22 protein-coding genes and 2 pseudogenes are annotated in these 24,279 nt (G+C 52.7%); 13 read left to right on the top strand and 11 right to left on the bottom strand.

The genetic code is table 11. The features are described 5' to 3' along the window. Nucleotides 1–201: 201 nt before the first annotated feature. Both HDC30_RS22875 and HDC30_RS22870 read right to left on the bottom strand, forming a co-directional pair. Nucleotides 202–420, bottom strand: coding sequence for a hypothetical protein (locus tag HDC30_RS22875; RefSeq protein ID WP_183785229.1), 219 nt, complete (start codon nt 418–420; stop codon nt 202–204). Nucleotides 421–562: 142 nt separating this feature from the next. Further along, the gene (locus HDC30_RS22870; RefSeq protein WP_183785089.1) at nt 563–871 is read right to left on the bottom strand and encodes a helix-turn-helix domain-containing protein; all 309 of its coding nucleotides are present in this window, start codon (nt 869–871) and stop codon (nt 563–565) included. 120 nt (nt 872–991) lie between these two features. Between HDC30_RS22870 and HDC30_RS22865 the strand changes: the two genes are divergently transcribed. The 3 genes from HDC30_RS22865 (at nt 992) to HDC30_RS22855 (ending at nt 2,321) form a co-directional block, all read left to right on the top strand. Then, on the top strand, nt 992–1,510 hold the full coding sequence (locus HDC30_RS22865) for a hypothetical protein (protein ID WP_183785087.1): 519 nt from the start codon (nt 992–994) through the stop codon (nt 1,508–1,510). 385 nt (nt 1,511–1,895) lie between these two features. Further along, entirely contained in the window at nt 1,896–2,117 is a 222-nt protein-coding gene (locus tag HDC30_RS22860; RefSeq protein WP_183785085.1) for an antitoxin Xre/MbcA/ParS toxin-binding domain-containing protein, read from the top strand. Nucleotides 2,118–2,141: 24 nt separating this feature from the next. Further along, nucleotides 2,142–2,321, top strand: coding sequence for a hypothetical protein (locus tag HDC30_RS22855; protein WP_183785083.1), 180 nt, complete (start codon nt 2,142–2,144; stop codon nt 2,319–2,321). A gap of 15 nt (nt 2,322–2,336) precedes the next feature. Here the strand turns inward: HDC30_RS22855 and HDC30_RS22850 are convergent, their stop codons facing one another. Together HDC30_RS22850 and HDC30_RS22845 are read right to left on the bottom strand one after the other, a co-directional pair. Next, nucleotides 2,337–2,525: a hypothetical protein gene (locus tag HDC30_RS22850; protein ID WP_183785081.1), complete on the bottom strand. Its 189-nt coding sequence runs from the start codon at nt 2,523–2,525 to the stop codon at nt 2,337–2,339. A gap of 82 nt (nt 2,526–2,607) precedes the next feature. Next, nucleotides 2,608–3,762: pseudogene (locus tag HDC30_RS22845) on the bottom strand (IS3 family transposase). 55 nt (nt 3,763–3,817) lie between these two features. On the opposite strand from HDC30_RS22845, the pseudogene HDC30_RS22840 reads away from it, so the two are divergent. Next, nucleotides 3,818–3,988: pseudogene (locus tag HDC30_RS22840) on the top strand (DUF4113 domain-containing protein); the annotation flags it as partial. A 159-nt stretch (nt 3,989–4,147) separates the two neighbouring features. Here HDC30_RS22840 and HDC30_RS29640 read toward each other — a convergent pair. Next, on the bottom strand, nt 4,148–4,303 hold the full coding sequence (locus HDC30_RS29640; protein WP_221303488.1) for a hypothetical protein: 156 nt from the start codon (nt 4,301–4,303) through the stop codon (nt 4,148–4,150). 154 nt (nt 4,304–4,457) lie between these two features. On the opposite strand from HDC30_RS29640, the gene tnpA reads away from it, so the two are divergent. The 3 genes from tnpA to tnpC are packed head-to-tail and all read left to right on the top strand — an operon-like array spanning nt 4,458 to nt 6,684. After that, nucleotides 4,458–4,775 (top strand): IS66-like element accessory protein TnpA, encoded by a 318-nt coding sequence (gene tnpA / locus HDC30_RS22830; RefSeq protein ID WP_183785079.1) that lies wholly within the window; start codon nt 4,458–4,460, stop codon nt 4,773–4,775. Beyond that, nucleotides 4,772–5,107, top strand: coding sequence for an IS66 family insertion sequence element accessory protein TnpB (tnpB, locus tag HDC30_RS29230; RefSeq protein WP_183785077.1), 336 nt, complete (start codon nt 4,772–4,774; stop codon nt 5,105–5,107). The genes tnpA and tnpB overlap by 4 nt, the downstream gene beginning before the upstream one ends. Before the next feature lie 50 nt (nt 5,108–5,157). Beyond that, a complete protein-coding gene (gene tnpC, locus HDC30_RS22820; protein WP_183785075.1) occupies nt 5,158–6,684 on the top strand; it encodes an IS66 family transposase in 1,527 nt (508 codons plus the stop codon). Nucleotides 6,685–6,803: 119 nt separating this feature from the next. Here tnpC and arsN2 read toward each other — a convergent pair whose 3' ends face one another. The 3 genes from arsN2 to HDC30_RS22805 all read right to left on the bottom strand — a co-directional run bounded on the left by arsN2 (nt 6,804) and on the right by HDC30_RS22805 (nt 10,700). After that, nucleotides 6,804–7,250 carry an arsenic resistance N-acetyltransferase ArsN2 gene (arsN2, locus tag HDC30_RS22815; protein ID WP_183785073.1) on the bottom strand — a complete coding sequence of 149 codons (447 nt, stop codon included), beginning with the start codon at nt 7,248–7,250 and terminating at the stop codon, nt 6,804–6,806. A gap of 1,026 nt (nt 7,251–8,276) precedes the next feature. Next, a complete protein-coding gene (locus tag HDC30_RS22810) occupies nt 8,277–9,833 on the bottom strand; it encodes a methyl-accepting chemotaxis protein (RefSeq protein WP_183785071.1) in 1,557 nt (518 codons plus the stop codon). Between the two features lie 108 nt (nt 9,834–9,941). Next, nucleotides 9,942–10,700, bottom strand: a complete 759-nt coding sequence (locus HDC30_RS22805; RefSeq protein WP_183785069.1) for a hypothetical protein — start codon at nt 10,698–10,700, stop codon at nt 9,942–9,944. Between the two features lie 398 nt (nt 10,701–11,098). Here HDC30_RS22805 and HDC30_RS22800 point away from each other — a divergent pair, with 398 nt between their 5' ends. The 3 genes from HDC30_RS22800 (at nt 11,099) to HDC30_RS22790 (ending at nt 13,372) form a co-directional block, all read left to right on the top strand. Then, entirely contained in the window at nt 11,099–11,275 is a 177-nt protein-coding gene (locus HDC30_RS22800; protein ID WP_183785067.1) for a DUF2897 family protein, read from the top strand. A gap of 159 nt (nt 11,276–11,434) precedes the next feature. Beyond that, the gene (gene moaA / locus HDC30_RS22795; RefSeq protein WP_183785225.1) at nt 11,435–12,433 is read left to right on the top strand and encodes a GTP 3',8-cyclase MoaA; all 999 of its coding nucleotides are present in this window, start codon (nt 11,435–11,437) and stop codon (nt 12,431–12,433) included. A gap of 33 nt (nt 12,434–12,466) precedes the next feature. Next, nucleotides 12,467–13,372 (top strand): bestrophin family protein, encoded by a 906-nt coding sequence (locus HDC30_RS22790; RefSeq protein ID WP_183785065.1) that lies wholly within the window; start codon nt 12,467–12,469, stop codon nt 13,370–13,372. Nucleotides 13,373–13,487: 115 nt separating this feature from the next. Here the strand turns inward: HDC30_RS22790 and HDC30_RS22785 are convergent, their stop codons facing one another. The 3 genes from HDC30_RS22785 to HDC30_RS22775 all read right to left on the bottom strand — a co-directional run bounded on the left by HDC30_RS22785 (nt 13,488) and on the right by HDC30_RS22775 (nt 19,896). Continuing rightward, nucleotides 13,488–16,253 carry an AAA family ATPase gene (locus HDC30_RS22785; protein WP_409347923.1) on the bottom strand — a complete coding sequence of 922 codons (2,766 nt, stop codon included), beginning with the start codon at nt 16,251–16,253 and terminating at the stop codon, nt 13,488–13,490. A 324-nt stretch (nt 16,254–16,577) separates the two neighbouring features. Next, complete coding sequence (locus tag HDC30_RS22780; RefSeq protein WP_183785061.1) at nt 16,578–17,519, bottom strand: Dyp-type peroxidase; 942 nt, start codon at nt 17,517–17,519, stop codon at nt 16,578–16,580. A 103-nt stretch (nt 17,520–17,622) separates the two neighbouring features. After that, on the bottom strand, nt 17,623–19,896 hold the full coding sequence (locus tag HDC30_RS22775) for an FdhF/YdeP family oxidoreductase (protein WP_183785059.1): 2,274 nt from the start codon (nt 19,894–19,896) through the stop codon (nt 17,623–17,625). 341 nt (nt 19,897–20,237) lie between these two features. Between HDC30_RS22775 and HDC30_RS22770 the strand changes: the two genes are divergently transcribed. The 3 genes from HDC30_RS22770 to HDC30_RS22760 all read left to right on the top strand — a co-directional run bounded on the left by HDC30_RS22770 (nt 20,238) and on the right by HDC30_RS22760 (nt 24,018). Further along, nucleotides 20,238–21,644, top strand: a complete 1,407-nt coding sequence (locus HDC30_RS22770) for a cytochrome ubiquinol oxidase subunit I (protein ID WP_183785057.1) — start codon at nt 20,238–20,240, stop codon at nt 21,642–21,644. A gap of 37 nt (nt 21,645–21,681) precedes the next feature. Further along, nucleotides 21,682–22,695 carry a cytochrome d ubiquinol oxidase subunit II gene (cydB, locus tag HDC30_RS22765; protein ID WP_183785056.1) on the top strand — a complete coding sequence of 338 codons (1,014 nt, stop codon included), beginning with the start codon at nt 21,682–21,684 and terminating at the stop codon, nt 22,693–22,695. A 162-nt stretch (nt 22,696–22,857) separates the two neighbouring features. Next, on the top strand, nt 22,858–24,018 hold the full coding sequence (locus HDC30_RS22760; RefSeq protein WP_183785055.1) for an NAD-dependent formate dehydrogenase: 1,161 nt from the start codon (nt 22,858–22,860) through the stop codon (nt 24,016–24,018). The last annotated feature ends 261 nt before the right edge of the window (nt 24,019–24,279 follow it).

Genomic DNA, 24,279 nt, shown 5'->3' with positions numbered 1-24,279 from the left:
GCGTCTATAGACAGACGCTCGTTGGCTCGACGGTGGGGGGCTCTAATGCACCGGATGCCCTGAACAATCGCTCACACGCCCATGAGTCATGTGAACTCTGGGACTAAGGCCGGAATTGTTATAAAGGTGGACGACTGATGAAGCTATTAAGTGTCTGAAAGAGCCAAAACACCCAATCCTAAAGTTAACAGCAAGTACGGCTCAAGGTTTGCGGCTGCGCTTGAATGCGACGAGTGCCTCAAGCGCCTGAGCGACACTCATCCCTTCTCGCTCTTTATTGATAACAAAGTCCGCATCGAACGTAGCAGGATCACTCTCCGTAAAGTCTGGATAACCCGCTTCGGCATGCTTTCGTGCGTTATCAATTACCGATTGCAGCCCCTCACGCTCCGCGAGTGACATTGTCTTTGCACGATCCAATAGCGGTGCTCCAGTCAATGATCAGGAGCCAATCATAGAACAAGCCGATCGGAGTGGGATTACAGAAAATGGCAGGCCGAACGCAACGCGATTGTTTGCCTCACCAGCGTGGGCAACGCGACAAACTTTGTCCAACCTTCAATCAGTGATTGAAGGCCAGCCGCTCAACCAGATCAACCACATCCTTGCGATCCTCAGCTTTCAATGAATGAAAGCACTGCAGCAAATGCGCCGTCTCATCGTCCTCGCAGTAAAAGTACGGCACCGGTAAATTCAGGACGGCAGCGATCTGCTTCACGACGTTGTCACCTGGCTGATGAACCCCCTTCTCGTACTGATTCATCCTTGCCGACGCCGACGCTGGCTCAATCCCGGCATCTATTCCCAAGCGTTCCTGGGATATCCCTCTTGCCTTGCGCGCCTCTTTCAAACGCTTGCTGAACGTCGTCATTTCTCATCGCCGAAAGGCTAAGAGATTCTTAGATTGGGCTTGAGCAGATACTAAGTATTCCTTAGCATTCGACAGAAATATCCTTTTGCCATCACTCCAAACGCAAGGACAGGGATCAAAATGAAGGAAATGCAGATCACAGACGGGCGACTCGACGAAAAATCGCGTGGCTTCGGCGGGGACATGGTCAGCTACCACTACTGGAAAATTGACGGCAAGAAACTCGAAACGCTCGAAATCCCGGATACGCTTGATGCGCATATAAAGGCGGGTGATCGAGTTCGAGTGACCTCCCAATACGGCAAAGACAAGGTCAACAGAATCTGGGCGATTCAGGTCGACGGAGAACCAGTCCGCTCGGTCGTCAATATCCCGTTCATTGCTGTCTCCCTGGGAAGGCTCAGCATCCTGCCTCTGATGGTCGCCATCTTCACGATCTTCGTTGCCTATGGTTTCTGGGAGAACAGCGCTAACCATCGGGGCTTCCACGGCTCGTCCTACCAATTGGGCTGGATCGCACTCAATTTGTTCGTCAGCTATCGCTACATGATCAAGCCAATGCTGATCATCACGCGCGGCATCAAGGCGTTTCGCGAATATTGCGCAAAGGCCCCCGCATCAGCCTCCACGTCCAATTAAAACGAGCGCACAGCGGCACACATTCCTAGAGCCAATAAAGTGAATCAGGTTGAGATGAGTCCAGACCGAGGCCAATGGGCATTTGGCAACCAAGCGAAAATCAATGACGCAGGCCTTCTCGCGGATTCAAGAGATTTTCAGATTCGGGCTGAGGGTAGAGGTGTCTTGCTAGGCCCATCAGCGAGCGCTTGGAGGGAGTACTTTGGTGATACATCAGCGCATTATATTGCGCTAGAAGCCAAGAAATGAGGGGGCTTGGCGCATTATAATGCGCTGACCATATACCCATCACCCTCTCAATGCCTTTAAAAATGACGAAGACTCTTGGCCTGATGGCTGAGATTTTTCAAAGTCTGAAGCGAATGCTTTGAAGGAGGTGCCTTTCATGGATTCAAAACAAAATCACGGCCAAGACTCAACGACGCCAGAACTTATCCATCGCCTAGCCGAGCAGATTTTTGGCAACAAAAAGAAAGCCGATCATTGGCTGAACCAGCCGACAGTTGAAACCGGTGATTGCTCGCGGTTGCAAATGGCTCAAAGTCGAGTGGGATATGAAGCCATGAAAGCAGAACTCGATAGGCTCAATCATGGGTTCGTCAGCTAATGCGCCCCTTTGTGGAGGATCGACATGATCACTTTTGATCTCAACACAAACGACGCCGAAGCTTTGCTTCGGCATGCGCAAACATTCGAGCCGGATTCGGGCGATGCTCGTGAAGATCAGCGACTGCGTGAGGCGCTGCTCGATCTGGGCGACGCGCTTTTATCGCATCTACAGAAGCAGACACACGAGACAAACCATTCCTGATTCAAACAGAGCCACTCAAGCGATAATTGACGTCTCAAGGAATCGGTCAGCCGACTCCATGTAAGTTGCCAGGTCGATTATTTGTCGAAGGAAAACGACAACCTCAAGTTTCTGTTCGTCGTCGGGCAGCCCTACCCGTTTTAGCATTGCTTTCGCGTCCTCTTCGATCGCTGCTAGCGCATCAATATCGCTCTGCAACCTCATTTCGGCCTCCTGCCAGTGTGAGATCAGAGATACATACCTCACTTCTACTTGCCATGCTAGGCGCTTCGCGCGAGTGTAGTGGTCAACTAATCCCGGACACGACGTTAAGTTTTTTCTCGGCCTGAGCCGGGGCCAGCCCATCGTTGAACTGGTGCGGTCGAATCCAGTTGTACCGATGCATCGGGTAATGACTGATGTCTCGGTGCGCTTCTTGAGCCGTCATGTAGCCCACGGTCGGTATCCATTCAGTTTTCAAACTGCGAAACACGCGCTCCATCGGCGCATTATCCCAACAGTTTCCACGACGGCTCATGCTTTGGCGCATGCGGTAACGCCACAGCCGTTGGCGAAACTGACGACTGCCGTATTGCGAGCCCTGATCCGAGTGAAACAGCAGTCCTTGAGGCCGGCCACGCTGCTCGTAAGCCATGTCCAAAGCCTTGATCACCAAGTCCGAGTCCGGTTTGCTCGACAGCGCCCAGCCCACAATTCGGCGCGCGTAGAGATCGAGCACGACAGCCAGGTAATGCCATGTCCCTTGAGCCCAGATTTAGGTGATATCGCCAAACCAGACATGGTTGGGTGCCGGCACTTCAAACTCTCGATTCAAGATGTTCGGAATATCTGGTCGCTCAACCGTCGCTTGTTTGTAGGCATGTGATCCAGGTTGTTTGCTGACTAACGCCAGTTCCCGCATGAGGCCACGCACCTTGAATCGTCCGATTTGCTCGCCATTTTCCTTCATCATCAACACGATGCTGCGGCTGCCGGCAGCGCTTCGACTCTGCGTGAACAGCTCATTGACTCGACTGCGTAACCGAAGTCGTTCAGCGTCCGGAGTTCGACGTCTGAGGCGATGGGCGTAGTAGCACGAGCGAGTGACATCAAAGACCACGCAAAGCCAATCAACCGGCTCTTGGGTGCTCAGTTGATCAATCAGCGCGTGCTCTTCCGACATCAAGAGCGCGGTAGCCATTTTTAAAATGGATTTCTCCCGCTCAAGACGAGCGATCCGGGCTTCCAACTCCTGGATCTTCTGTTGCTCGGGCGCCAGCGCTTTTGTCTGCGGAGTAACACCGCTGCGCTACTGCTGGAGTTGGTTCACCCAGCGACGCAACGCAGACTCGAACACCCCGAGTGACCGGCAGGCCTCGATATGGCTATAGCCTTGATCGAGCACGAGAACTGCGGCTTCGCGTTTGAATTCAGCGGAAAAGGAACGACGTTGCTTGGTCATCAGATACCTCTATCTGGCGAGCATTCTCGCCTAAATGGGTGTCCGGTTTCATTAGACCACTCCAAAGGTCATGAGTGTTCTAGATGAGATCAATAACCGCTGGGGAAAGGGAGTTGTCCGGTTAGCTAGTGTGCCTGCGGCGCCTGAATGGGCGATGCGTCGAGACCTAATGAGCCAGAGTTACACGACCAAGATAGATCAACTGTGGACGGTGAAGGCTGGATAGCAGGCCAGAAGCAGCTACTCGTAAGCGACATTTATCGACACTGGCTGTCCTTCGCGGCAGGTCGCTACCGGTCATCAGCGACATTACCGTGTCGCCCTGCGCTAGCTGCACGCTGCCAACCTCACCCCCCGCGAGGAGCCCATGGCGAGCGAGGCGCGGTTACTGGTCGATCAACTGCGCACTTTTCACCGCACGCTGCTTGAGAGTACCCAGCGCTTTGGAGGTCTGTTCGAGAAACGCTTCAATACCGGATGAGCCAGTGTTGATGACTGCCGAAGAGCCAGAGAAGCTTGCGGCGGATTTGCGGCATCGCATTGACTCAATTTTTCGGTTTGACCCAAGTCTTTCTTGGCTTTACCGGTGCTGTATGTAAGCGTTCCGGGAATACACCTTCCGTACTCCAGCATTAAGGGCGATGGTGTCCGCATATTTTTTAGCGGACGCGATTACCCTTATCGCCAGGAATTCCATGCGCCAACGAAGCTCTTATCCCAAACCCTTCAAAGCCCAAGTCGTTCAGGAATGCCTGCAACCGGGCGCCACAGTTTCCAGCGTCGCCATCAGCCACGGCATCAATGCCAACGTGATTCGCAAATGGCTACCGACTTATCGAGACCAAGCCCACGCAGCCCTGCCAGCATTCGTGCCGCTACAAGCGACCGCCAAGCGGCCAACTGACGAGGCTGTGGTGATCACGTTGCCGCTGGGCGACAAGCCCATCACGATCAAATGGCCGTCCTCAGACCCAGACGGCTGCGCACGCTTTATCCGTAGCCTCTCGCAATGATCCGCATCGACGCGATCTGGCTCGCCACCGAGCCCATGGACATGCGTGCCGGTACCGAGACGGCGCTGGCCCGCGTGGTTGCAGTATTCGGTGCGGCGAAGCCGCACTGCGCTTATCTATTCGCCAACCGCCGCGCCAATCGGATGAAAGTGCTCGTGCACGATGGCGTGGGCATCTGGCTTGCCGCACGGCGGCTGAACCAGGGCAAATTTCATTGGCCTGGCATTCATCGAGGTCTGGAAGTCGAACTCGACGCCGAACAACTTCAAGCGCTGGTGCTCGGCTTGCCATGGCAACGGGTCGGTTCGGGCGGTGCAATTACAATACTCTGAACCTCGCCTTTTAGCTGTGACAGGCGGGCTGCTTTGGTAAAATCCACGGCATGACTTCCTCGCCCAATCTCGACCAAATGGCCGCCGACCAACTGCGTGCATTCGCTGCGCAGTTGCTGTCGAAGGTCGACACAATGGGCAGAAAGATCCACCGTGACGAGACGATCATCGAGCAGCTCTCTCACGAGATCGCCATCCTCAAACGCCACAAGTTCGCCAAGCGCAGCGAGCAAATCAGCCCGGCGCAAGGCAGCTTGCTGGATGACCTGCTCAACGCCGACCTCGAAGCCATCGAGGCAGAACTGAACGCGCTTCGGCCTGAGCCTGCTGCAACAGAGCCACGGCAACAGCCCAAGCGCGCTCCACTGCCGCCGCAGTTCTCACGTACCGTGATCCGTCACGAGCCAGAGAACACCCAGTGCGCCTGCGGCTGCCAGCTTCAGCGCATCGGCGAAGACGTGAGCGAGAAGCTGGATTACACCCCGGGCGTGTTCACCGTTGAGCAACATGTGCGTGGGAAGTGGGCCTGCCGTCAGTGCGAAACACTGATTCAGGCGCCGGTGCCATCCCAGGTAATCGACAAAGGTATTCCTACTGCCGGCCTGCTGGCCCATGTAATGGTGGCCAAGTTCGCCGACCACCTGCCGCTGTACCGGCAAGAAAAGATCTTTGGCCGCGCAGGCCTGGCCATCCCGCGCTCGACGCTGGCTCAGTGGGTAGGCCAAACCGGCGTGCAGCTGCAACCGCTAGTGGATGCACTGCGCGAGGCAGTGCTGGCTCAGCGTGTCGTGCACGCTGATGAAACACCCGTGCAGCTGCTAGCGCCCGGCGAGAAGAAAACGCATCGGGCCTATGTATGGGCCTACTGCACCACTCCGTTCTCGGCACTGAGGGCCGTGGTCTACGACTTCAGCCCCAGCCGCGCTGGCGAACATGCACGCAACTTCCTGGGCACATGGAACGGTAAGCTCGTCTGCGATGATTTCGCGGGTTACAAGGCCAGCTTCGAGCTGGGCATAACCGAAATCGGCTGCATGGCCCACGCCCGCCGTAAGTTCTTCGACCTTCATGCAGCGAATAAAAGTCAGCTGGCAGAACAGGCGCTTCACTCGATTGGCGGGTTGTACGAAGTTGAGCGCCAAGCCAAAGAAATGAGCGATGAAGATCGCTGGCGATTACGCCAGGAAGTGGCGGTACCCATCGCAGGAAAGTTGCGTGAGTGGATGCTGGCTCAGCGCGACCTTGTGCCCGAGGGATCGGCCACGGCCAAGGCTCTGGACTACAGCTTGAAACGCTGGGTAGCGCTGACGCGCTACCTGGATGATGGTGCTGTGCCCATAGACAATAACCCGGTCGAAAACACGATCAGGCCTTGGGCGCTTGGGCGTTCCAATTGGTTGTTCGCCGGGTCACTACGCAGCGGAAAACGGGCGGCGGCGATCATGAGTTTGATCCAGTCTGCGCGCCTCAACGGACATGATCCGTATGCTTATTTGAAAGACGTGCTCACGTACCTGCCGACGCAGCGGGCGAGTGAAATCGATCAGTTGCTACCGCACAGGTGGCATCCGGTTTAGTTGAGTAATTGCACCGACTTGACCACCCATGTGCAGTCGACTTGACCAGCAATATCGTGCAGACATAACCACGTGGCAACGAGTCAAATCCGACTGAGCTGATGCGGATGACTGGGCTTTTACAATGATTTGTACATGTAGAAAGCAGAAGCAGGACACAGGTCTCTAAACTGTCTTGTTTGGGAGATCAGAAGCGGCTCGGCACCTCGTTGGCGCACCTCGTACCCATGCTGCCCAAAGAAGCTCGAGGCGCTTGTTGTAAGCAGGTGCAGTCGTGTCACACGCCGATCAGCGGCAAAACGCTCAATGACCTTAAGTGTTGCGCTTCCGACTCCTTTCGAACGATGGTCGGGGCTAACGACCATCGATCTTAGCAATCCATCCTCGCCATATGCTTCAAACCCTCCCCATCCAACGGTTATGCCGTCCAACGCGAACTGAAAAAAAGACCGACCCGGCAGATCGATGTCGTCAGTTGGTAAACCGGCGGACTCCAGAGCAGTACGAAAAAATTCCAATGTTTCGCCTGTCATTTCAGTTACCTGAACATTCATCACGCTTTCCATACTTGCACCTTCTTGGTTTCCGCTCTTATCGAATGGGGGCCAGTGTGGTCAAGCACAATGCAAACGCCTGGTCAGTGCTGATGCAATCGGGTGGTCAGGTACGGTGCAATTTCCCATTAGTCACGCAATGTTTGATTGACCGGGCGCATCCGCACAGACGCACATCATACAAATTATCCATGCTCGTTTTTTCACATGAGGTCTAGCATTAGACGTGACGATGCTGACACCTTGAATAGGATAAGAAACTGGCCATGGATAGGAGAATGCGAGATGAGTTTGAGGCTTCCAAGCCTCGCAGCTTGCTGGATCGGTCAAAGAGTGGATATTTAGATGCGTCCACAAACCGGGATTGGGCTATCTGGCAGCTCGCATGGAGGGCGGCGCTGAACTCTAAATCATCGTCGACTGTTGAATATTCGCCAACACATGATTTGAGTAATGAAGAAGTCGAGTTTCTGAAGCAGGTGTTTCGTTATTCCGATAGGTAGGGGATATGAAATCACCTCGTGGTTCGGCGGAAAGATACGTATATCTATTTCAGGCCTCGGCATTCGCCGGGGTTCTATCGTAGTGCACCATGCCTGTGGGGGATACGCTGGCGACTTGGAGGTGACAGTCCTGTATCCCTGCGTAACCTCCGAGAGGTACTACGTTTAAGGTTCAACGCTGGTCTGTCCGTGCTCAAAATTGCCGCCAGCATTCGCATCAGCGGTGGCAGTGCCGGCATTTACCTGCATAGTTTCAATGCCTAAGGGCTCGCTTGGCCACGGCCATCACCCGCGCTATAGCGGTGTCAGTGTCGGCGGGCATATCCATGGGCTCAGTTGTAAATTTCGCTGACACCATCGTCCTTAGTTGGATTAGCGGGAAGGTGTGTTCGCCGGCTGCTTACTGCTGTATCACTTTTCAAGCTTGATGAAACGTTTCATCTCAAAACTCAAAAGGTACTGGCTCATCGCGCCTCCTCCCAAATGCGCATGAGCCAAGCCAGACTGATATCGGAAAGCCATTATCGCCAAATAGTCAGACCTTGAAGCGCGCAACCAAATCTTCAAGCTCATGACCTAGGCGTGCTAGCTCTACACTTGCAGAGGCAGTTTCATCACTCGCACCTGCGGTTTGCTCGGAAATATCACGCACGTTAATCACGCTGCGATTGATCTCCTCCGCGACGGCTGTCTGCTGTTCTGCCGCAGCAGCAATCTGCTGATTCATTAATTGAATGGTAGAAACCGAACTGGTTATGTTTTCCAATGAGGTGCCTGCTCGGCGTGTGAACTCTACGCTGTGTTCACTCAATAACAAACTCGTCTTCATGCCCGCCGCCACAGCATCTGTGCCGGTCTGTACTCCTGCCACTAGACCTTCAATTTCTTCGGTGGACTGTTGGGTACGTAAAGCTAAGCTTCGCACCTCATCTGCAACCACCGCAAATCCTCGCCCTGCCTCACCAGCCCTAGCAGCTTCGATGGCGGCATTAAGTGCAAGCAAATTGGTTTGCTGGGCGACAGCCTTAATAACATCCAATACACCACCAATCTTATCGCTTTGCTCCTTCAGATGACTTACAGCCTCCGAAGAACTTCCAATTTCCAATGCTAAGCGTTCGATCTGCTCGATTGCCTCCCCGACAACATTGTCACCTTCGCGTGCCTGTTGATCCGCGATCAAGGTTGCCTCTGAAGCCTCTTCGGCACTACGCGCGACCTCCTGAACAGTTGAAGTCATTTCATTCATTGCAGTTGCGACATGATCAGTTTCAATTCTCTGACTGTTAACCCCAGTACTCGTATGCTTCGTCACTGCAGACAACTCTTCCGCTGCACTTGCGATCTGGATCACACTGCCAGTGATTCCACTTATGAGCTTCCGTAAGCTGGTGGTCATTTGTTGCAGACCTTTCTGCAATTGCCCCAATTCGTCGCTACGATCAGCGGCGACATCTTGGCTCAAGTCGCCCGATGCAATACGATCAACATCTTTGAGAGCCTGCCGAAGTGGAGCAACGATTTGCTGGGTAATCATCCAAGCTACAATTGTGCCAAGAAGCAAAGCGAGTACTGCTACGGTCGCGAGAAGAGTTTTAGCAAAGGATGAGTCAGCCTCTCTTTTAGCCGCTTGTGATGCTATCAACTCACGAGTTGTGTCGAGCAAGATATCGCCCTGGGTACTCATCCGAGCAAAAGCTGAGGGCAGATCCGCACCTGGTTGCCCAACAATACCCAGCTCATCGCGATACATCTTGACGGCCTCTTTCTGTTGATCAATTAGCGCTTCATCACTAGGCACGGTCAGCAAGATTCGCGCAGCGTTCAAGTGAGTTGCCAATTTATCAAGAGTATTGAGGAGTAGCTGAACACTATTCCCTTTAGGGTTTAGCTCCATTCGAACCCGCTCGACTCGCAGTTCCATCGTCATGTCGTTGATGCGGGCAATACTTTCTACCTTTACGCTTCGTGAAGCGAGGACGTTAACCGCCACCCACCCCGTAACAACCAGTAAAAGTGAAAGTATAAGCACCAAGCCGAAACCCAACCCCAGCTTAGTGCTGACACGAACGTTACGAACCCAGCCAAGCATAATAAACCCCAATAAATTAAAAAAGCCTCTCTGCCAGCAACAGAACCAGCAGGTTATTAAAGCACCTGCTAAGAATCAGGCAAATGCTGCGTAGCGCTTTAGAGCAAGTTAGATTAACTTTAGAGTCTCAAACTCCGTTGGCGACTCGCAGCCGTCGTCCGACAGGAAGCAGAAAGCAAAATCACTGGATGGAGAAATACTAACTCCATTCGGCACGACCTCCAAAATCGAGCAGCTTTTATCAAAAGAGCCTTTCCACCCTTGCATAATTGTCGGATTATCGCGATGAGTTAAGGCCAAGCCTTGAAAACCACCTTTGTCGTTTTCGCACCATAGAGAAATGGCAGCAGTCATGACAGCTTCCAAATGTTCTTTTTCCAACGCACCAGCATAGTGGGAGTTTTTCAGCCAGCGGTAAAGAACAAGGTGCTGAGTCCAGTCAAAAACTAAGCCGCTGTAATTATAATGGCGGATAAAGTCGCGAAACAGTCTCTCACCTTGAGCGTCATCGAGCGACAACAACTCCGGACATAGATCAAACAAAGCATTTTTATGAGATAAGAACCCTTTTCCTGATCGATATTTTAAGTCTCTAATAAATGGCATGCCAGCATCGAGCCTGCTTTTCTTTGCAGAATGAGGGAGCCGAGAGCCTCTATATGCTTTTGGGGAGCCAACATTTTCAGCTTCGACTAATAGATGATCACCTCGATCGAAAGTGGCAGGATTGAACAACTCTATTATATCTTCGAGTCCTTTCCCGTAAGAATTCATCAGTCCCTTTAAGCTTTTCTCAAAGCCGCTCTCTCGACTACCATTCCTACTCTCATAGAAGCGAGCTCTGTCAGCGAAACTAATAGATTTCATTCACAACAACTCTAAACATTATGTTAATCAGTGATTGGCGAATCATCATGCCAGCCCGACGCCTAAAAAGCCAAAATCCACCGAGGCGAGATTCTATTTATAGTAATTAATAAAGCTTAATATCCACGCAATTATTTTGTCCAATCACAAATAATTACTACCTGATCGAGTAAATCTATCAGACATTGATATGCACCAATGACTTGATCCAAACAAAAACCAAGAGTGGCCCTTTGAGAAAGTCAACGTCTACAATTAAAGCTCTCGTATTTACCCATCGAACAGGGCACCTTATATAAGGTGACGCATCTGCCACCGGTCTAGACTAAAGAAAGAGCGCCCCAACCAATTAATGGGCGCTTGATCGGAAATACAACGTACGAACACAGGAGAGCGTCATGCCTTGGTATGCCTGGTTGATTATGGCAATCGCGTTTTTATCGATCATCGGAGGCTTGCTGATTCTGCGAGATATCGCGCAGAGGATTGAGCTGACCGATGAACAGCGTAAACGAGTGGAAGAGCGTAATGCCGAAATGGACGCCAAGGACGCTGGAGACGACGAAAAACGCTAACGAACAGTGGGTCGCCGAACCTGGAATATCGTGCCGTTTGACGCCTCTCGGACGCCTGCCTATGCTTAAATTTCACCTCCTCCTCTCCTAGATTGGCTCCAAAACATGCTTTCGCCTCGACACCGATAATCACAATGAAAAGGTACGGCAAAAGTGGACATACCGGACAACGAGCTAGCAGACAGCTTTAATCGAAAAATCACGTACCTCAGGATGTCGGTGACTGATCGCTGTGATTTCCGTTGTGTTTACTGCATGGCAGAAGACATGCAGTTTCTACCTCGCCAGAGCATTTTGACGTTGGAAGAGCTGTTCCAGATAGCACAGCAGTTTGTGGCTTTGGGCGTGCAGAAAATTCGACTGACGGGCGGAGAGCCACTCGTACGAAACGGCATTGTAAAGCTGTGTGGCCAGATCGCCACATTGCCAGGCCTGAGAGAGCTGTGCATGAGTACTAATGGCTCGCAACTCACCCACATGGCAAAGCCCTTGCGTGATGCTGGCGTATCTCGCCTGAACATCAGTCTGGACAGCTTGAATAGCCAGCTTTTCAAATCACTGACAAGAACAGGCGATCTAAGCCGAGTGATTGCTGGAATCGACGCTGCCCTTGCCGCCGATTTTCGTCACACTAAACTTAACTGTGTAGTGCTCAAGGGACGTAACGATACTGAAGTGGTTGACCTAGTGCGATTTGCCATCGATAGACAGCTAGATATTTCCTTCATTGAAGAAATGCCGCTGGGGGTCATCACTGAGCACCAGCGCAATGAGTCCTACTGTTCAAGTGACGAGGTTCGAGCGCGCCTGAGCGAAGTCTTCACTTTGATCGAGTCAGCCGAGTCCACCCAAGGCCCATCCAGCTACTGGCGGATCGCGGAAGCACCCAATATCAGAGTTGGCTTCATTTCACCCCATAGCCATAACTTTTGCGGGAGCTGCAATCGGGTGAGAGTAACGGTCGAAGGTCGACTGCTCCTGTGCCTGGGTAACGAACACTCCAGCGATCTGAAACAGATTCTTCGCAGCTACCCTGCAGATAGCGAGCGGCTTGACAGAGCCATCCGTGAGGCTATGACGCTGAAGCCCTACAGCCACCATTTCGAAACCAATGGTGACGTCCAGATTCTGCGCTTCATGAACATGACGGGTGGTTAACTTCCAATCCTTTCATTCGTTTGCGGGGTAACCATGATCGTTCATCCCAAACCAAACATGCTAAACGTTTTGGTTACGCTGAAAGGATCTATCGCTAAACGTATCGTTCGGCGAAGCATCATGGTCACCGTCCTGGCCTCCATCATCGTATTGATTGAAAGCATGCATCCTGCGTTCTTCTCACGCGTCAACGCCACACCTTTCACCCTACTAGGCCTGTCACTGTCCATCTTCATGAGCTTTCGCAATTCCGCTTGTTACGATCGGTGGTGGGAGGGACGCAAGGAATGGGGAAGAATCATCATCGAAGTACGCTCTTTCATCCGCGAGAGCTGTGTCATTCAGGACGCTGAGTTAAGGGAAAGGATGTTGTTGGGATTGTGTGGGTTCGCTCATACGCTTAACGCAAGGCTTCGCAATGAAGATGAGCTGAAAGCTGCTCGACCCTGGGTACCAGGCCTTCTGATCAAGATCACCCCGACCTTCAACATCAGCGATGGCATTTTGCAAGAAACGGGTAGGGAGTGTTCACGCCTGGCTCAAGAAAACATAATCAGTGAGTGGCGATATGTGACGCTGGAGCAGCGATTAACGGGCTTGTGTGAGGCCCAGGCAATTTGCGAGCGTATTAAAAACACCCCCCTTCCCTTTCCATACACATTGCTCCTGCACCGCACCATCTATCTCTTTTGCATACTGCTGCCCTTCGCGCTGGCCGAACCTTTGGGGTGGATTGCGCCAATTTTCACCGCGATAGTCAGCTATACATTTTTTGGACTTGATGCCATCGGAGATGAGTTGGAAGATCCTTTTGGACGGGATGAAAACGATCTTCCCACTGATGCTCTTGTTCGAGCGATTGAACGAGATATCTTGAGTGCCATTGGCCGCACCTATATCCCCCCTCCACTCCAACCTGTTGACTATGTCCTAAGCTGAAAGGCGGTCTGTGAACCACCTGAACTTTTCGGCTAGCAATACCTTGATGAAAAGCGAAGCAGGCCTGTGATCAATACCTCATCAGGCCCGCTCCTCGGTCGATATTGGTTTTACGTCAAGTTCCAGTGCCCGCCGTAGAAGCTGAATCATCGGGTTGCTTTGGCTGATCTGCCGGTGGACTAGTCTTTTCAGAAGCCTTAGGCTCATCAACCTCGACCTTGTTGAAGATCACTTCATCACGCCCCTTGTCATAACCCAACTCAACGCTGTCGCCGGCTTTAAGTTTGTCGGCAAGCATCTCCTTGGCAAGTCGCGTTTCGACGGTTTGGCGAATCTGCCGTTTTAATTCGCGTGCGCCAAATTCGGGCTGGTAGCCAACGTCGGCCAAGTGGTCAACAAGCGAGTCATCGATTTTCAACGTGATGCTCTGTGCTGCGGCGGTTCGAGTCACTCGGTCGAGCTGAATGCCCACGATGGCCCGGATATTGTCGCGGCTCAAGGCATGGAACACGATGATGTCATCGATACGGTTCAGGAACTCGGGGCGGAAATGTCCCTTGAGTACGTCCATCAATTCATCACGCAGGGCTTTCTCAGTGAGGCGTTCATCCTCCGGCCTCTCAAGATTGTCCATGATCACGGACGAGCCAAGGTTGCTGGTCGCGATGATGATGGTATTGCTGAAATCCACGACCCGCCCCTTTCCGTCTGTGAGGCGCCCATCATCGAACACTTGCAGCAATACGTTGCTCACATCGGGATGCGCTTTCTCGATTTCGTCAAGCAGGATCACGCTGTAGGGTTTGCGGCGGACGCGCTCAGTCAACTGACCGCCTTCGTCATAGCCTACGTATCCGGGCGGCGCACCGATCAGTCTTGCCACAGCATGCCGCTCCATGTACTCGGACATGTCGATGCGGATAATCGATTGCTCGTCGCCAAACACCGCCTCTGCCAAAGCCTTGGCCAGTTCGGTTTTACCGACACCGGTAGGGCCAAGAAACAGAAACGTCGCAATTGGCCGATTCGATTGTCCTAACCCTGCACGGGATAAACGCACCGCGTCGCTGACGGCCAGAACCGCGTCTTCCTGACCAACCAGGCGATCACGTAGGGTGTCTTCCATGTTCAGCAGTTTTTGCCGCTCTTCCTGCGTGAGTTCGGTGACCGGGATACCCGTCAGGCGCGATACGACATCGGCAATCGAGGCCATTGTGACCTCAAGAGTTTCAGAACCGGTCTTGCGCTGCCAGGCTTCGGTTTCTTCTTCCAGCTGTGCTTGCTTCTGATTGATGCGCTCTTCAAAACCCTTGGCTTCGTCGAAGCGTTTGCGTGAGGACGAATAGTCTTGTTCGCGCTTCAGCTGGGTAATTTCAGCTTCGAGTTCCTGGATGCTTGCTGGTCTTGAACTGGAGCTGATGCGAACGCGCGCAGCCGCCTGGTCGATCAGGTCGATGGCCTTATCAGGCAAGTAACGCGAGGTGATGTATCGATCCGACAGCTCGGCGGCGGCAACGAAAGCTTCATCGGCAAATGTCACTTGATGGTGCGCCTCAAGCTTATCGCGTAGGCCACGCAAGATAATGATGGTCTGGTCGACAGTTGGCTCTGGTACCAACACCGGTTGAAAGCGCCGTTCAAGCGCGGCATCTTTTTCGATGTGTTTTTGGTACTCATTAAGCGTTGTCGCACCAATGAGGCTGAGCTCACCCCGGGCCAGCGCAGGCTTGAGTACGTTGGCAATGTCCAGCCCGCCCTCCTCTGCACCCGCACCGACGATGGTGTGCAACTCGTCGATGAACAAAATCAGTTCTGAATTCTTCGCTGTGACCTCATCAAGTAACTGCTTGGCCCGTTCTTCGAATTCCCCGCGATATTTTGAACCAGCAACCATCGAGTTCAGATTCACTTCAACCAAGCGTCTACCACGCAGAATCTCCGGAACATCGCCCTTGATGATTCGCTGCGCAAGCCCTTCAACGATCGCGGTTTTACCGACACCAGGCTCGCCGATGAGCACCGGGTTATTCTTCCTACGGCGGGCGAGCACCTCAATGGTGTTTTCGATTTCCTGCGCACGCCCGAGTACAGGATCAAGCTTGCCCTCACGGGCCAACGCCGTCAGGTCTCGACCGAACTTGTCGAGCGTCGGCGTCCCAGTCGGGGTGTCCACCCGACCATCCTCGGCGCCTTTGCCCACAACCTTGACGACTTTCTGCCGTAAGGCTTCGGGGGTGACCCCATATTTTTTCAACAGAGTGCCGGCAATACTCTCCGGTACCGCCGACAACCCAATCAACAAATGCTCCGGCCCTACATACGAATGCCCGAGGTCTCGGGAGGCCTGGAACGCAAAATTGAAGACCTTCTTGAGACGTGGTGAGACGGTCATCTGATCGACTGGCGACCCGACATTGCCGCGCTGCGCGTGTTGGTCGATGTAGCCCTTGATCTCGTCTGGAGAGAGCTTCAACTCCTTGAGCAATGCCGTGCCCACATCGGTATCCGCCAACACATACAGCAGATGCTCCGTGTCGAGTTCGCTGCGGTTGAGTTCCTGGGCCTTCTCAGCAGCTCGCTGGAGGATTTCCATCGTCTGGGAACTGAAGGCATCGGTTGCGTCAACGGACTCTCTGGGCACCTGTGCTGAGAGCCTCAGATCATCATCTCCTTGATCCAAGTGGCCACCCACGTTGTCAAAGAAACGGGACATCCCTCCACCCAGTAATGAGTCAAACGGATTCAGCATGCTTTGATGACGGACGAGTTGGCGGTAGTCGTGATCGCAAATGGACATTGTTTTCGCTTGGCCATTTTGCGAGACCGTCACCCGCGCGACGGCTGGTCTCGCATTACATATTTCGCAAAGTGTCGCCATGATGAGTTGTCTCCAAGGGTGGATAACACAGGCTCAATCAAATGGATCTACTTCCTTGTAAAGGTACCTACCGAAGCCAGGTATGAAATCCGCGTTGCAGTGAGATTATTCATAAGCCCTTCGCAGGGAGTGGCTGCGTCATCGCCGGAGAAGCAGCCACCCGATCAAGATAGTCGGGTTCTCATCAAAGCGCTCTATGAGTCAACTGTGATGCCGACGAACGAGTTACAGGCACTGTAGCGTTCGCAAATAGATACGGAATCGTGCATCACCGACGCCTTACCCTAGCGAGAGCAAAGCGAAGAAAGGGAGGGTTTATATCGAAGGTTATCGATCAGCCAAAGCCTCAAGCAAATCCGATGACGGCACAAAAAACAGGTTGCCTGTAACAGCGGTACTGAAGTCGAGCAACCTGTCGTAATTCCCTGGTGGTTTGCCGACGAACATATTTTCAAGCATCAGTTCGAGTGGTTCGGGTGAACGAGCGTAACCGATGAAAAAAGTCCCAAACTCACCTGCACCAGGCCGTCCAAACGGCATGTTGTCCCGCAAGATTTTCACCTCCTCACCATCCTTCGTAATCGTCGTCAAAGAGCTGTGCGAATTGCTTGGTTTGACCGACTCATCCAGTTCGATGTCAGAAAGCTTTTTCCGCCCGATCACATGCTCCTGTGCTTCGACAGATAGCTGATTCCATGCCGTCATGTTGTGCAGATATTTCTGTACCATCACGTAGCTTCCGCCACTGAAGGCAAGGTCTTCATCCCCTACTATCGTGAAGTGGGAGGCCTTGCGACCTACTGGGTTTTCGGTGCCATCGACAAATCCGATGATGCTGCGCATGTCGAAATATCGAAACCCATGAACCTCATCGATGACCGTGATGGCATCTCCCAGCGCCGATGTGAGCTGCGTCACTAACTCAAAACAAAGATCCATCTGATCAGCACGAATATGCAAAAGGATATCGCCAGGGGTGGAAACAGCACGTCTCCCGTCAACGCCAAATTCGCGAAACCCGTGCAGTGAAACCGGGCGCGGATTTGCGAACAAAATGTCCCAGGCATTGGAGGAAAATCCACAGACACAAGAAAGATTGCCCGCAGGTACTCGCTTGCCGACAGAGCGTGTGATCGCCGCAATATCAGCGCACCAGTTCTTCACTTTGTCTGCGGATTCTTTTCCAGCCTTGAGGGTTGCCACGATGAAAATAGCGCTGCTGGTGATTGGACTGCATACCGCTTGTGGTTCAGGAGCTTCGCTGCTCATCACTGAAATATTCCCCATAAAGCTTCATCTAGTGGAACAAAAAAGGAGGCGCAAAACGCGCCTCCTTTGATTTAAGAAAGACCAACCGGATACCGTTACGTAATCAATTCAGCTCCGAGCGCATCACACGCACGGGCACCGACTTGTACGACGGCGTTCCACTGTCTTTGTCGATGTAGTCCAAAGGTACCAGTGTGTTCGCCTCGGGATAGTATGCTCCCACTGAACCAGCCGATATTTTGTACTCAATAGCCGTTATTTTTTCGTAGCGCAGTTTGCGTCCAGAAACGACCGTTTCGATATCCACCAAATCACCATGTGCCAGACCTCGTGACTGGAGATCGGAGGGGTTCATAAACAACACATCCCGTCGCCCAAATACGCCACGATAACGATCATCCAGTGCGTAAATCGTCGTGTTGTATTGGTCATGGCTGCGCAGAGTGATCAGCCGTAATACATCGTCTCCATCGACCTCTTTATCTTCATGTAAACCAGGGAACACAAAGAACTCTGCTTTCCCTGAAGGCGTCATCCAGATACGCTCTGTCGCGGGCAGCGGCATGCGGAAGCCACCAGGAACGCGAATGCGTTCGTTGTAGTTCTCAAAGCCTGGAATGGTTTTTTCAATCAGATCACGAATTTTGTCGTAATTCTGCGAGAGTTCCATCCACCGCACCTTGCTGTCAGGCAGAGTGGCAGTCGCCATACCCGCTATGATGGCAGGTTCCGATCGCAAAAACTCGGATGCGGGCATCAACTTGCCAGCCGAAGCATGAACCATCGACATTGAGTCTTCGACGGTAATTGATTGGCGCTCTCCGTTCTGTACATCGAGTTCGGTGCGACCCAAGCAAGGAAACAGATACGTTTCCTTGGAAACCAGCAAGTGGGTGCGATTGAGTTTTGTACCGATGTGCACAGTCAAGTCCAGTTTACCCATCGCCGGAAAACACTGGCCTGGATCAGGCAATGCGACGACAAAATTTCCCCCCAGACAAAGCAGCGCCTTTGACTCGCCTGCAATCATTGCTTGCATGGCCTGCACTGAGTCGTGGCCGTGCTCAACTGGAGGTTTGAAACCCAGCACTTCTTCAATCTTGCCGAGGAACTCACTGGAAGGTTTCTCGGTAATACCTACGGTTCGATTTCCTTGTACATTGGAATGCCCGCGCAGCGGACATATGCCCGCGCCGGGCTTACCGATGTTGCCTCGCAACATCAGAAGATCGCAGATCAGTCTTACGTTGGCCGTTCCTTCGTTGTGCTGGGTTATCCCCATTCCATACGTCACGATCGTGGCATTGGATTTCGCATAGGCCGCCGCGACTTTTTCCATGTCAGCTTTGAGCAATCCACTCGCAAATTCGATGTCGGGCCATTCGGTGGCCAACAAATCCGCCTTGAGCGCCTCGAAGCCGTTGGTATGTTTTTCAATGAAATCATAATCAAGCACTTGCCCTACTGATTCTTCCATTTCCAACAAGGACTTCATTACACCTTTAATGGCTGCTGCATCACCACCGGCCTTGACCTGCAAATAAGTAGACGCAATACGGGTCGAACCATAAGTGGCCATTTCAATCATGTCTTGCGGGTCGGCAAATCGCTCTAGTGCACGCTCACGCAATGGATTCATCACCATGATTGGAACTTTACGCCGGGAAATCTCGTGTAGCGTCCCCATCATTCTTGGATGATTGGTGCCTGGGTTATGTCCGATAGAAATAACCAGTTCGCACAGCTCAAAATCGTCTAGCGATACAGATCCCTTGCCCATACCGATGGAACGTGGAAGCCCAACGCTAGTTGGCTCATGACACATGTTTGAACAATCAGGAAAGTTATTAGTACCCAAATTACGCGCGAACAATTGCCACAAATAAGCTGCCTCATTGGACGCTCTGCCTGAAGTGTAAAATTCGACTTGATTGGGCTGCAGTCCGCGCAATATTTCACCGATTCGTGCAAACGCGGTCTCCCACTCGACCGGCTGATAGGTATCAGTTGCCCGGTCGTAAACCATCGGATGTGTCAGTCGCCCTAAATCCTCTAGTTCGTAGTCGGTACGTTTAAGCAGGGTGGCAACCGGATGTTTGGCAAAAAATTCAGGAGGTACGCGTTTGTTGGTGGCCTCCCAAGTAACAGCTTTCGCGCCGTTTTCGCAGAACTGGAAAGTTGATTTGTGCTCTTTGTCTGGCCATGCGCAACCAGGGCAATCAAACCCGTCTGGCTGATTGGTTCTCATCAACGTAAGAGGAGCTTTGAGCGTATCCATTTGCTCGCGCACCGCCGTCGCGGTGGCCTTAAGTGCTCCCCAACCTCCTGCGGGGCCATCGTAATTTCGAACACCGGGTACTTTGCGCTTAATAGCCATGATCGCTCCAAGTACGACTCATAACTCTATGGCGAGAGTCGATGGTTGCATATCGCCTGCCGCTATAGTGCGGCATTACGTAACTCTCTACCCTCTCAACGAGAAAAGTAAACGTCACAGTCACACAGCACAAAACAGAACTAGTGAATAGGTCAAGTTCTGAGATCAATTCTCATTACGATAGTGAAATATTTGCTCACACTCCTCGACCGTGATCTAAAATCTAGGCGGCAAGCACCACCATGTCAAGGCAACGGACAGCCTATAAACCGGGTTCGCGTAGTTGCCTTCCCCGCTGTATTCCCAGGCAAAATTTGCCCCCCCCCTGAGAGGCAGAAAGCATGGACATAATCGATTCAACAGCAATTGATTTAGCGCGAATTCAATTCGCGTTCACTGTTGGCGTCCACATCGTTTTTCCTGCAATAACAATAGGCTTGGCCAGTTTCCTTACAGTACTTGAAGGTTTGTGGCTCAAAACGGGGCAAGATGTATATCAAGATCTTTACACTTTTTGGGTAAAAATATTTGCCATAAACTTCGGCATGGGTGTGGTATCGGGCCTAGTGATGGCCTATCAATTCGGTACCAACTGGAGCGGCTTTTCCTATTTCGCTGGCAGTATCAACGGGCCGCTACTGACGTATGAAGTACTGACCGCCTTTTTTCTTGAAGCAGGCTTTCTAGGCGTCATGCTATTCGGCTGGGAAAAGGTTGGCCGTGGGCTGCATTTTTTTGCTACCGCGATGGTGTCCTTGGGTACCCTGATATCAACGTTCTGGATCCTGTCATCCAACAGCTGGATGCATACGCCACAGGGATTCGAAATCGTTGGCGGTCGAGCGGTACCTGTTGACTGGCTAGCAATTGTGTTCAACCCCTCATTCCCGTTCCGGCTCGCGCACATGGCAATTGCGGCCTTTCTTGCGACAGCATTTTTCGTGGGTGCATCAGGCGCCTGGCACCTCCTGCGAGGCCACGACACGCCGGCAGCGCGCACCATGTTGTCGATGGCGGCATGGATGGCTCTCATCGTCGCGCCGATCCAAGCAGTCGTCGGTGATGCACATGGCCTCAATACCCTGGAGCATCAGCCGGCAAAAATCGCCGCGATTGAAGGTCACTGGGAAAACGTTCCCGGAGAGCCCTCGCCGCTCATCCTCGCGGGTTGGCCGGATATGAAAGCGGAAAAGACCCGCTACGCGATTGAGATCCCGGTGCTGGGCAGTTTGATTCTCACCCACAGTCTCGACAAGCAGATCCCAGCTCTCAAATCATTCCCACCAGAAGACCGACCTAATTCAACTGTGATTTTCTGGACGTTCAGATTGATGGTCAGCATGGGGATGCTAATGATCCTTGCAGGACTTTTGAGCCTGTGGCTGCGACGTGGCCAAAAGCTCTACACCTCACGTCCATTCCTGGTGTTCTGGCTCTGCATGGGCCCTTCTGGACTCATTGCGTTGCTGGCCGGATGGGTCACTACCGAAATGGGTCGTCAGCCATGGGTGGTGTACGGCTTACTGCGGACGGTTGATGCAGTATCGCCACTGACTGTTTCACAAGTCAGCATCAGCTTGGTGTTGTTCGTTCTTGTTTACTTTGCCTTGTTCGGGGCAGGTATCGCTTACATGCTCAAACTCGTGCACAAAGGGCCGCAGGCTCATGGGGTGGAACCTGCTCCGGAAGGCGGCGCAGGCCAGCATCGAACACCATCCAGGCCAATTTCGGCTGCGGTTGAAAAATGATGTTCAAAAAATTATCCGAGTTTGAGGAGCGAGCGCTATGGGCGGCATCGACCTAAGTTTGATTTGGGCATTGATCATCATCTTCGGCGTCATGATGTATGTCGTAATGGATGGCTTTGATCTGGGCGTTGGATTGCTCTTTCTTGCGATCAAAGACAAAGAAGAGCGAGATGTCATGATGAACACGGTTGCGCCCGTATGGGATGGCAACGAGACGTGGCTGGTACTCGGTGGCGCCGCACTTTTCGGAGCCTTCCCATTGGCTTATTCAGTCATTCTCAGCGCGCTGTATTTGCCCCTGATCATCATGTTGCTGGGCCTGATTTTTCGGGGTGTTGCCTTCGAGTTCCGGTTCAAGGCCAGTGACCGCAACCGGCATTGGTGGGATAAGGCTTTCGTCGGCGGTTCTATCGTTGCCACTTTCAGTCAAGGCGTTGCGCTCGGTGCCTTCCTTGACGGTATCCCGGTCGTCAACAATGCCTACGCGGGTGGCAGTCTCGACTGGCTTCGTCCCTTCCCGCTGTTTTGTGGTTTCGCACTGCTGGTGGCCTATGCCCAGTTGGGAAGCACCTGGCTGATCATGAAAACTGAAGGCCGATTGCAGGAGGATATGTACCGATTTTCGTCCTACTTTATCTATGCCCTGTTATTCGTCATTGCAGTGATCAGCATCTGGACGCCGCTCGTCCATCCGGAGATCGCGCAACGCTGGTTCACGATGCCGAACCTGTTCTACTTCCTGCCTGTACCCCTGCTATTGCTGTTCTGTTTCATTGCAACACTGATTACGCTTGCGCATCGGGCAACCGCAAGTCCGTTTCTGTTAACCCTGCTTGTGATTTTCCTTGGCTACAGTGGCTTGGGTATCAGCATCTGGCCCAATATCGTGCCGCCTTCCATCACGATGTGGCAGGCGGCCTCGCCGGTGGCAAGCCAGCTGTTTGCGCTGATCGGAGCACTGTTTACGCTTCCCTTTATTCTGGTCTACACCGCGTGGAGCTATTACGTTTTCAGAGGCAAAGTTAAATTGGGTGAAGGCTATCACCACTAGGTGCCAAACCTGTTAGGCCCGGGTGTCCAATCCTGAGTGCACGGCTACATAGATGGCCTCAGTTGGACACCTTCCCCCTTTCACTGCCCCTGGACGACCTACAACCCAATCGCTTTATCCCGGCTGAACCGAAAGTCATACGACACACGGGAGATAAAGTTCATGGCAAAAATACTTTGTGTTCTGTATCCCGACCCTGTTGATGGCTATCCACCTCGTTATGCAAGAGATGAGATTCCAACCATCACGACGTATGCCAATGGCCAGACAGCGCCGACGCCAATGGGCGCTCTCGGTTTCAAACCCGGTGAACTGGTGGGCTGTGTCTCAGGGGCGTTGGGTCTTCGTAACTATTTGGAGCGAGGCGGCCATGAGCTGATTGTGATCAGCGACAAGGACGGGCCGAACTCTGAGTTCGAACGCCTTCTACCTGACGCCGAGGTGGTTATATCTCAACCTTTCTGGCCTGCTTATCTGACCGCAGACCGGATCACCAAAGCAAAAAACCTGAAAGTTGCACTCACCGCCGGTATCGGCTCTGATCATGTGGATCTTGCTGCAGCGGCGCGCGCTAATATCACTGTTGCCGAGGTCACTGGTTCCAACAGCATCAGTGTCGCGGAACATGTGGTGATGATGGCGCTGTCGCTGGTGCGCAATTATTTGCCTGCTCATCAAACAGCCATTGATGGCGGTTGGAACATCGCGGATTGTGTTTCCCGAAGCTATGACATCGAAGGGCTGCACTTCGGCACTATCGGCGCTGGGCGAATAGGCTTGGCCGTACTGCGTCGGCTTAAACCATTCGGTTTGCACCTGCATTACACCCAGCGTCACCGCCTGGACTCAACCATTGAAAATGAGCTGAACCTAACATTTCATTCAGATGTGCAGTCGCTGATCAAGACTGTCGACATCATCAACCTTCAGATCCCCCTCTATCCGTCCACCGAAAACCTGCTCGACGAAGCGGTACTGGCCCAAATGAAGCGTGGTACTTATCTCATCAATTGCGCCCGCGGCAAACTGGTGGAGCGCGATGCACTTGTCAGGGCTTTAAAATCAGGACATATCGCAGGTTATGCAGGAGACGTCTGGTTTCCTCAGCCCGCCTCACCCGAACATCCCTGGCGAACCATGCCGTTTAATGGCATGACACCCCACATGTCCGGCACGTCTCTCTCGGCTCAAGCACGTTATGCTGCGGGCACATTGGAAATTTTGCAGAGCTACTTTGAAGGCACTCGAATTCGCGAGGAATATCTCATCGTAGATAGCGGAAACCTTGCTGGTACAGGAGCGCACTCTTACGAGCTCGGATGAGCTCCACGCGACAGCCCTTCCATGCTGACATCGCGGGCCAGGGAGGCCGACAGTCAACCACTTCCAATCCAACTGATACTTGCGTAACTCAGGGTAGCGCGCAGCGCGTCTGCAAAAGGAAAGCTGGAAGCGTCGACTCCATAAACATGCGGAATCATCTGTTTGATCGTAAGCGTCTGCCCAACTCACGTTGCGTAAGTCAGACAGATACCCACTGATGCGGCAGCAGTTGGTCGATCTCACTCGCCCGTTGCGTCGGCA

The organism is Pseudomonas sp. JAI115 (assembly GCF_014200835.1).
Classification (GTDB): Bacteria; Pseudomonadota; Gammaproteobacteria; order Pseudomonadales; family Pseudomonadaceae; genus Aquipseudomonas; species Aquipseudomonas putida_A.
Note: the sequence above shows the minus strand (reverse complement) of the source record. Positions and strands in the feature narration are given on the sequence as shown.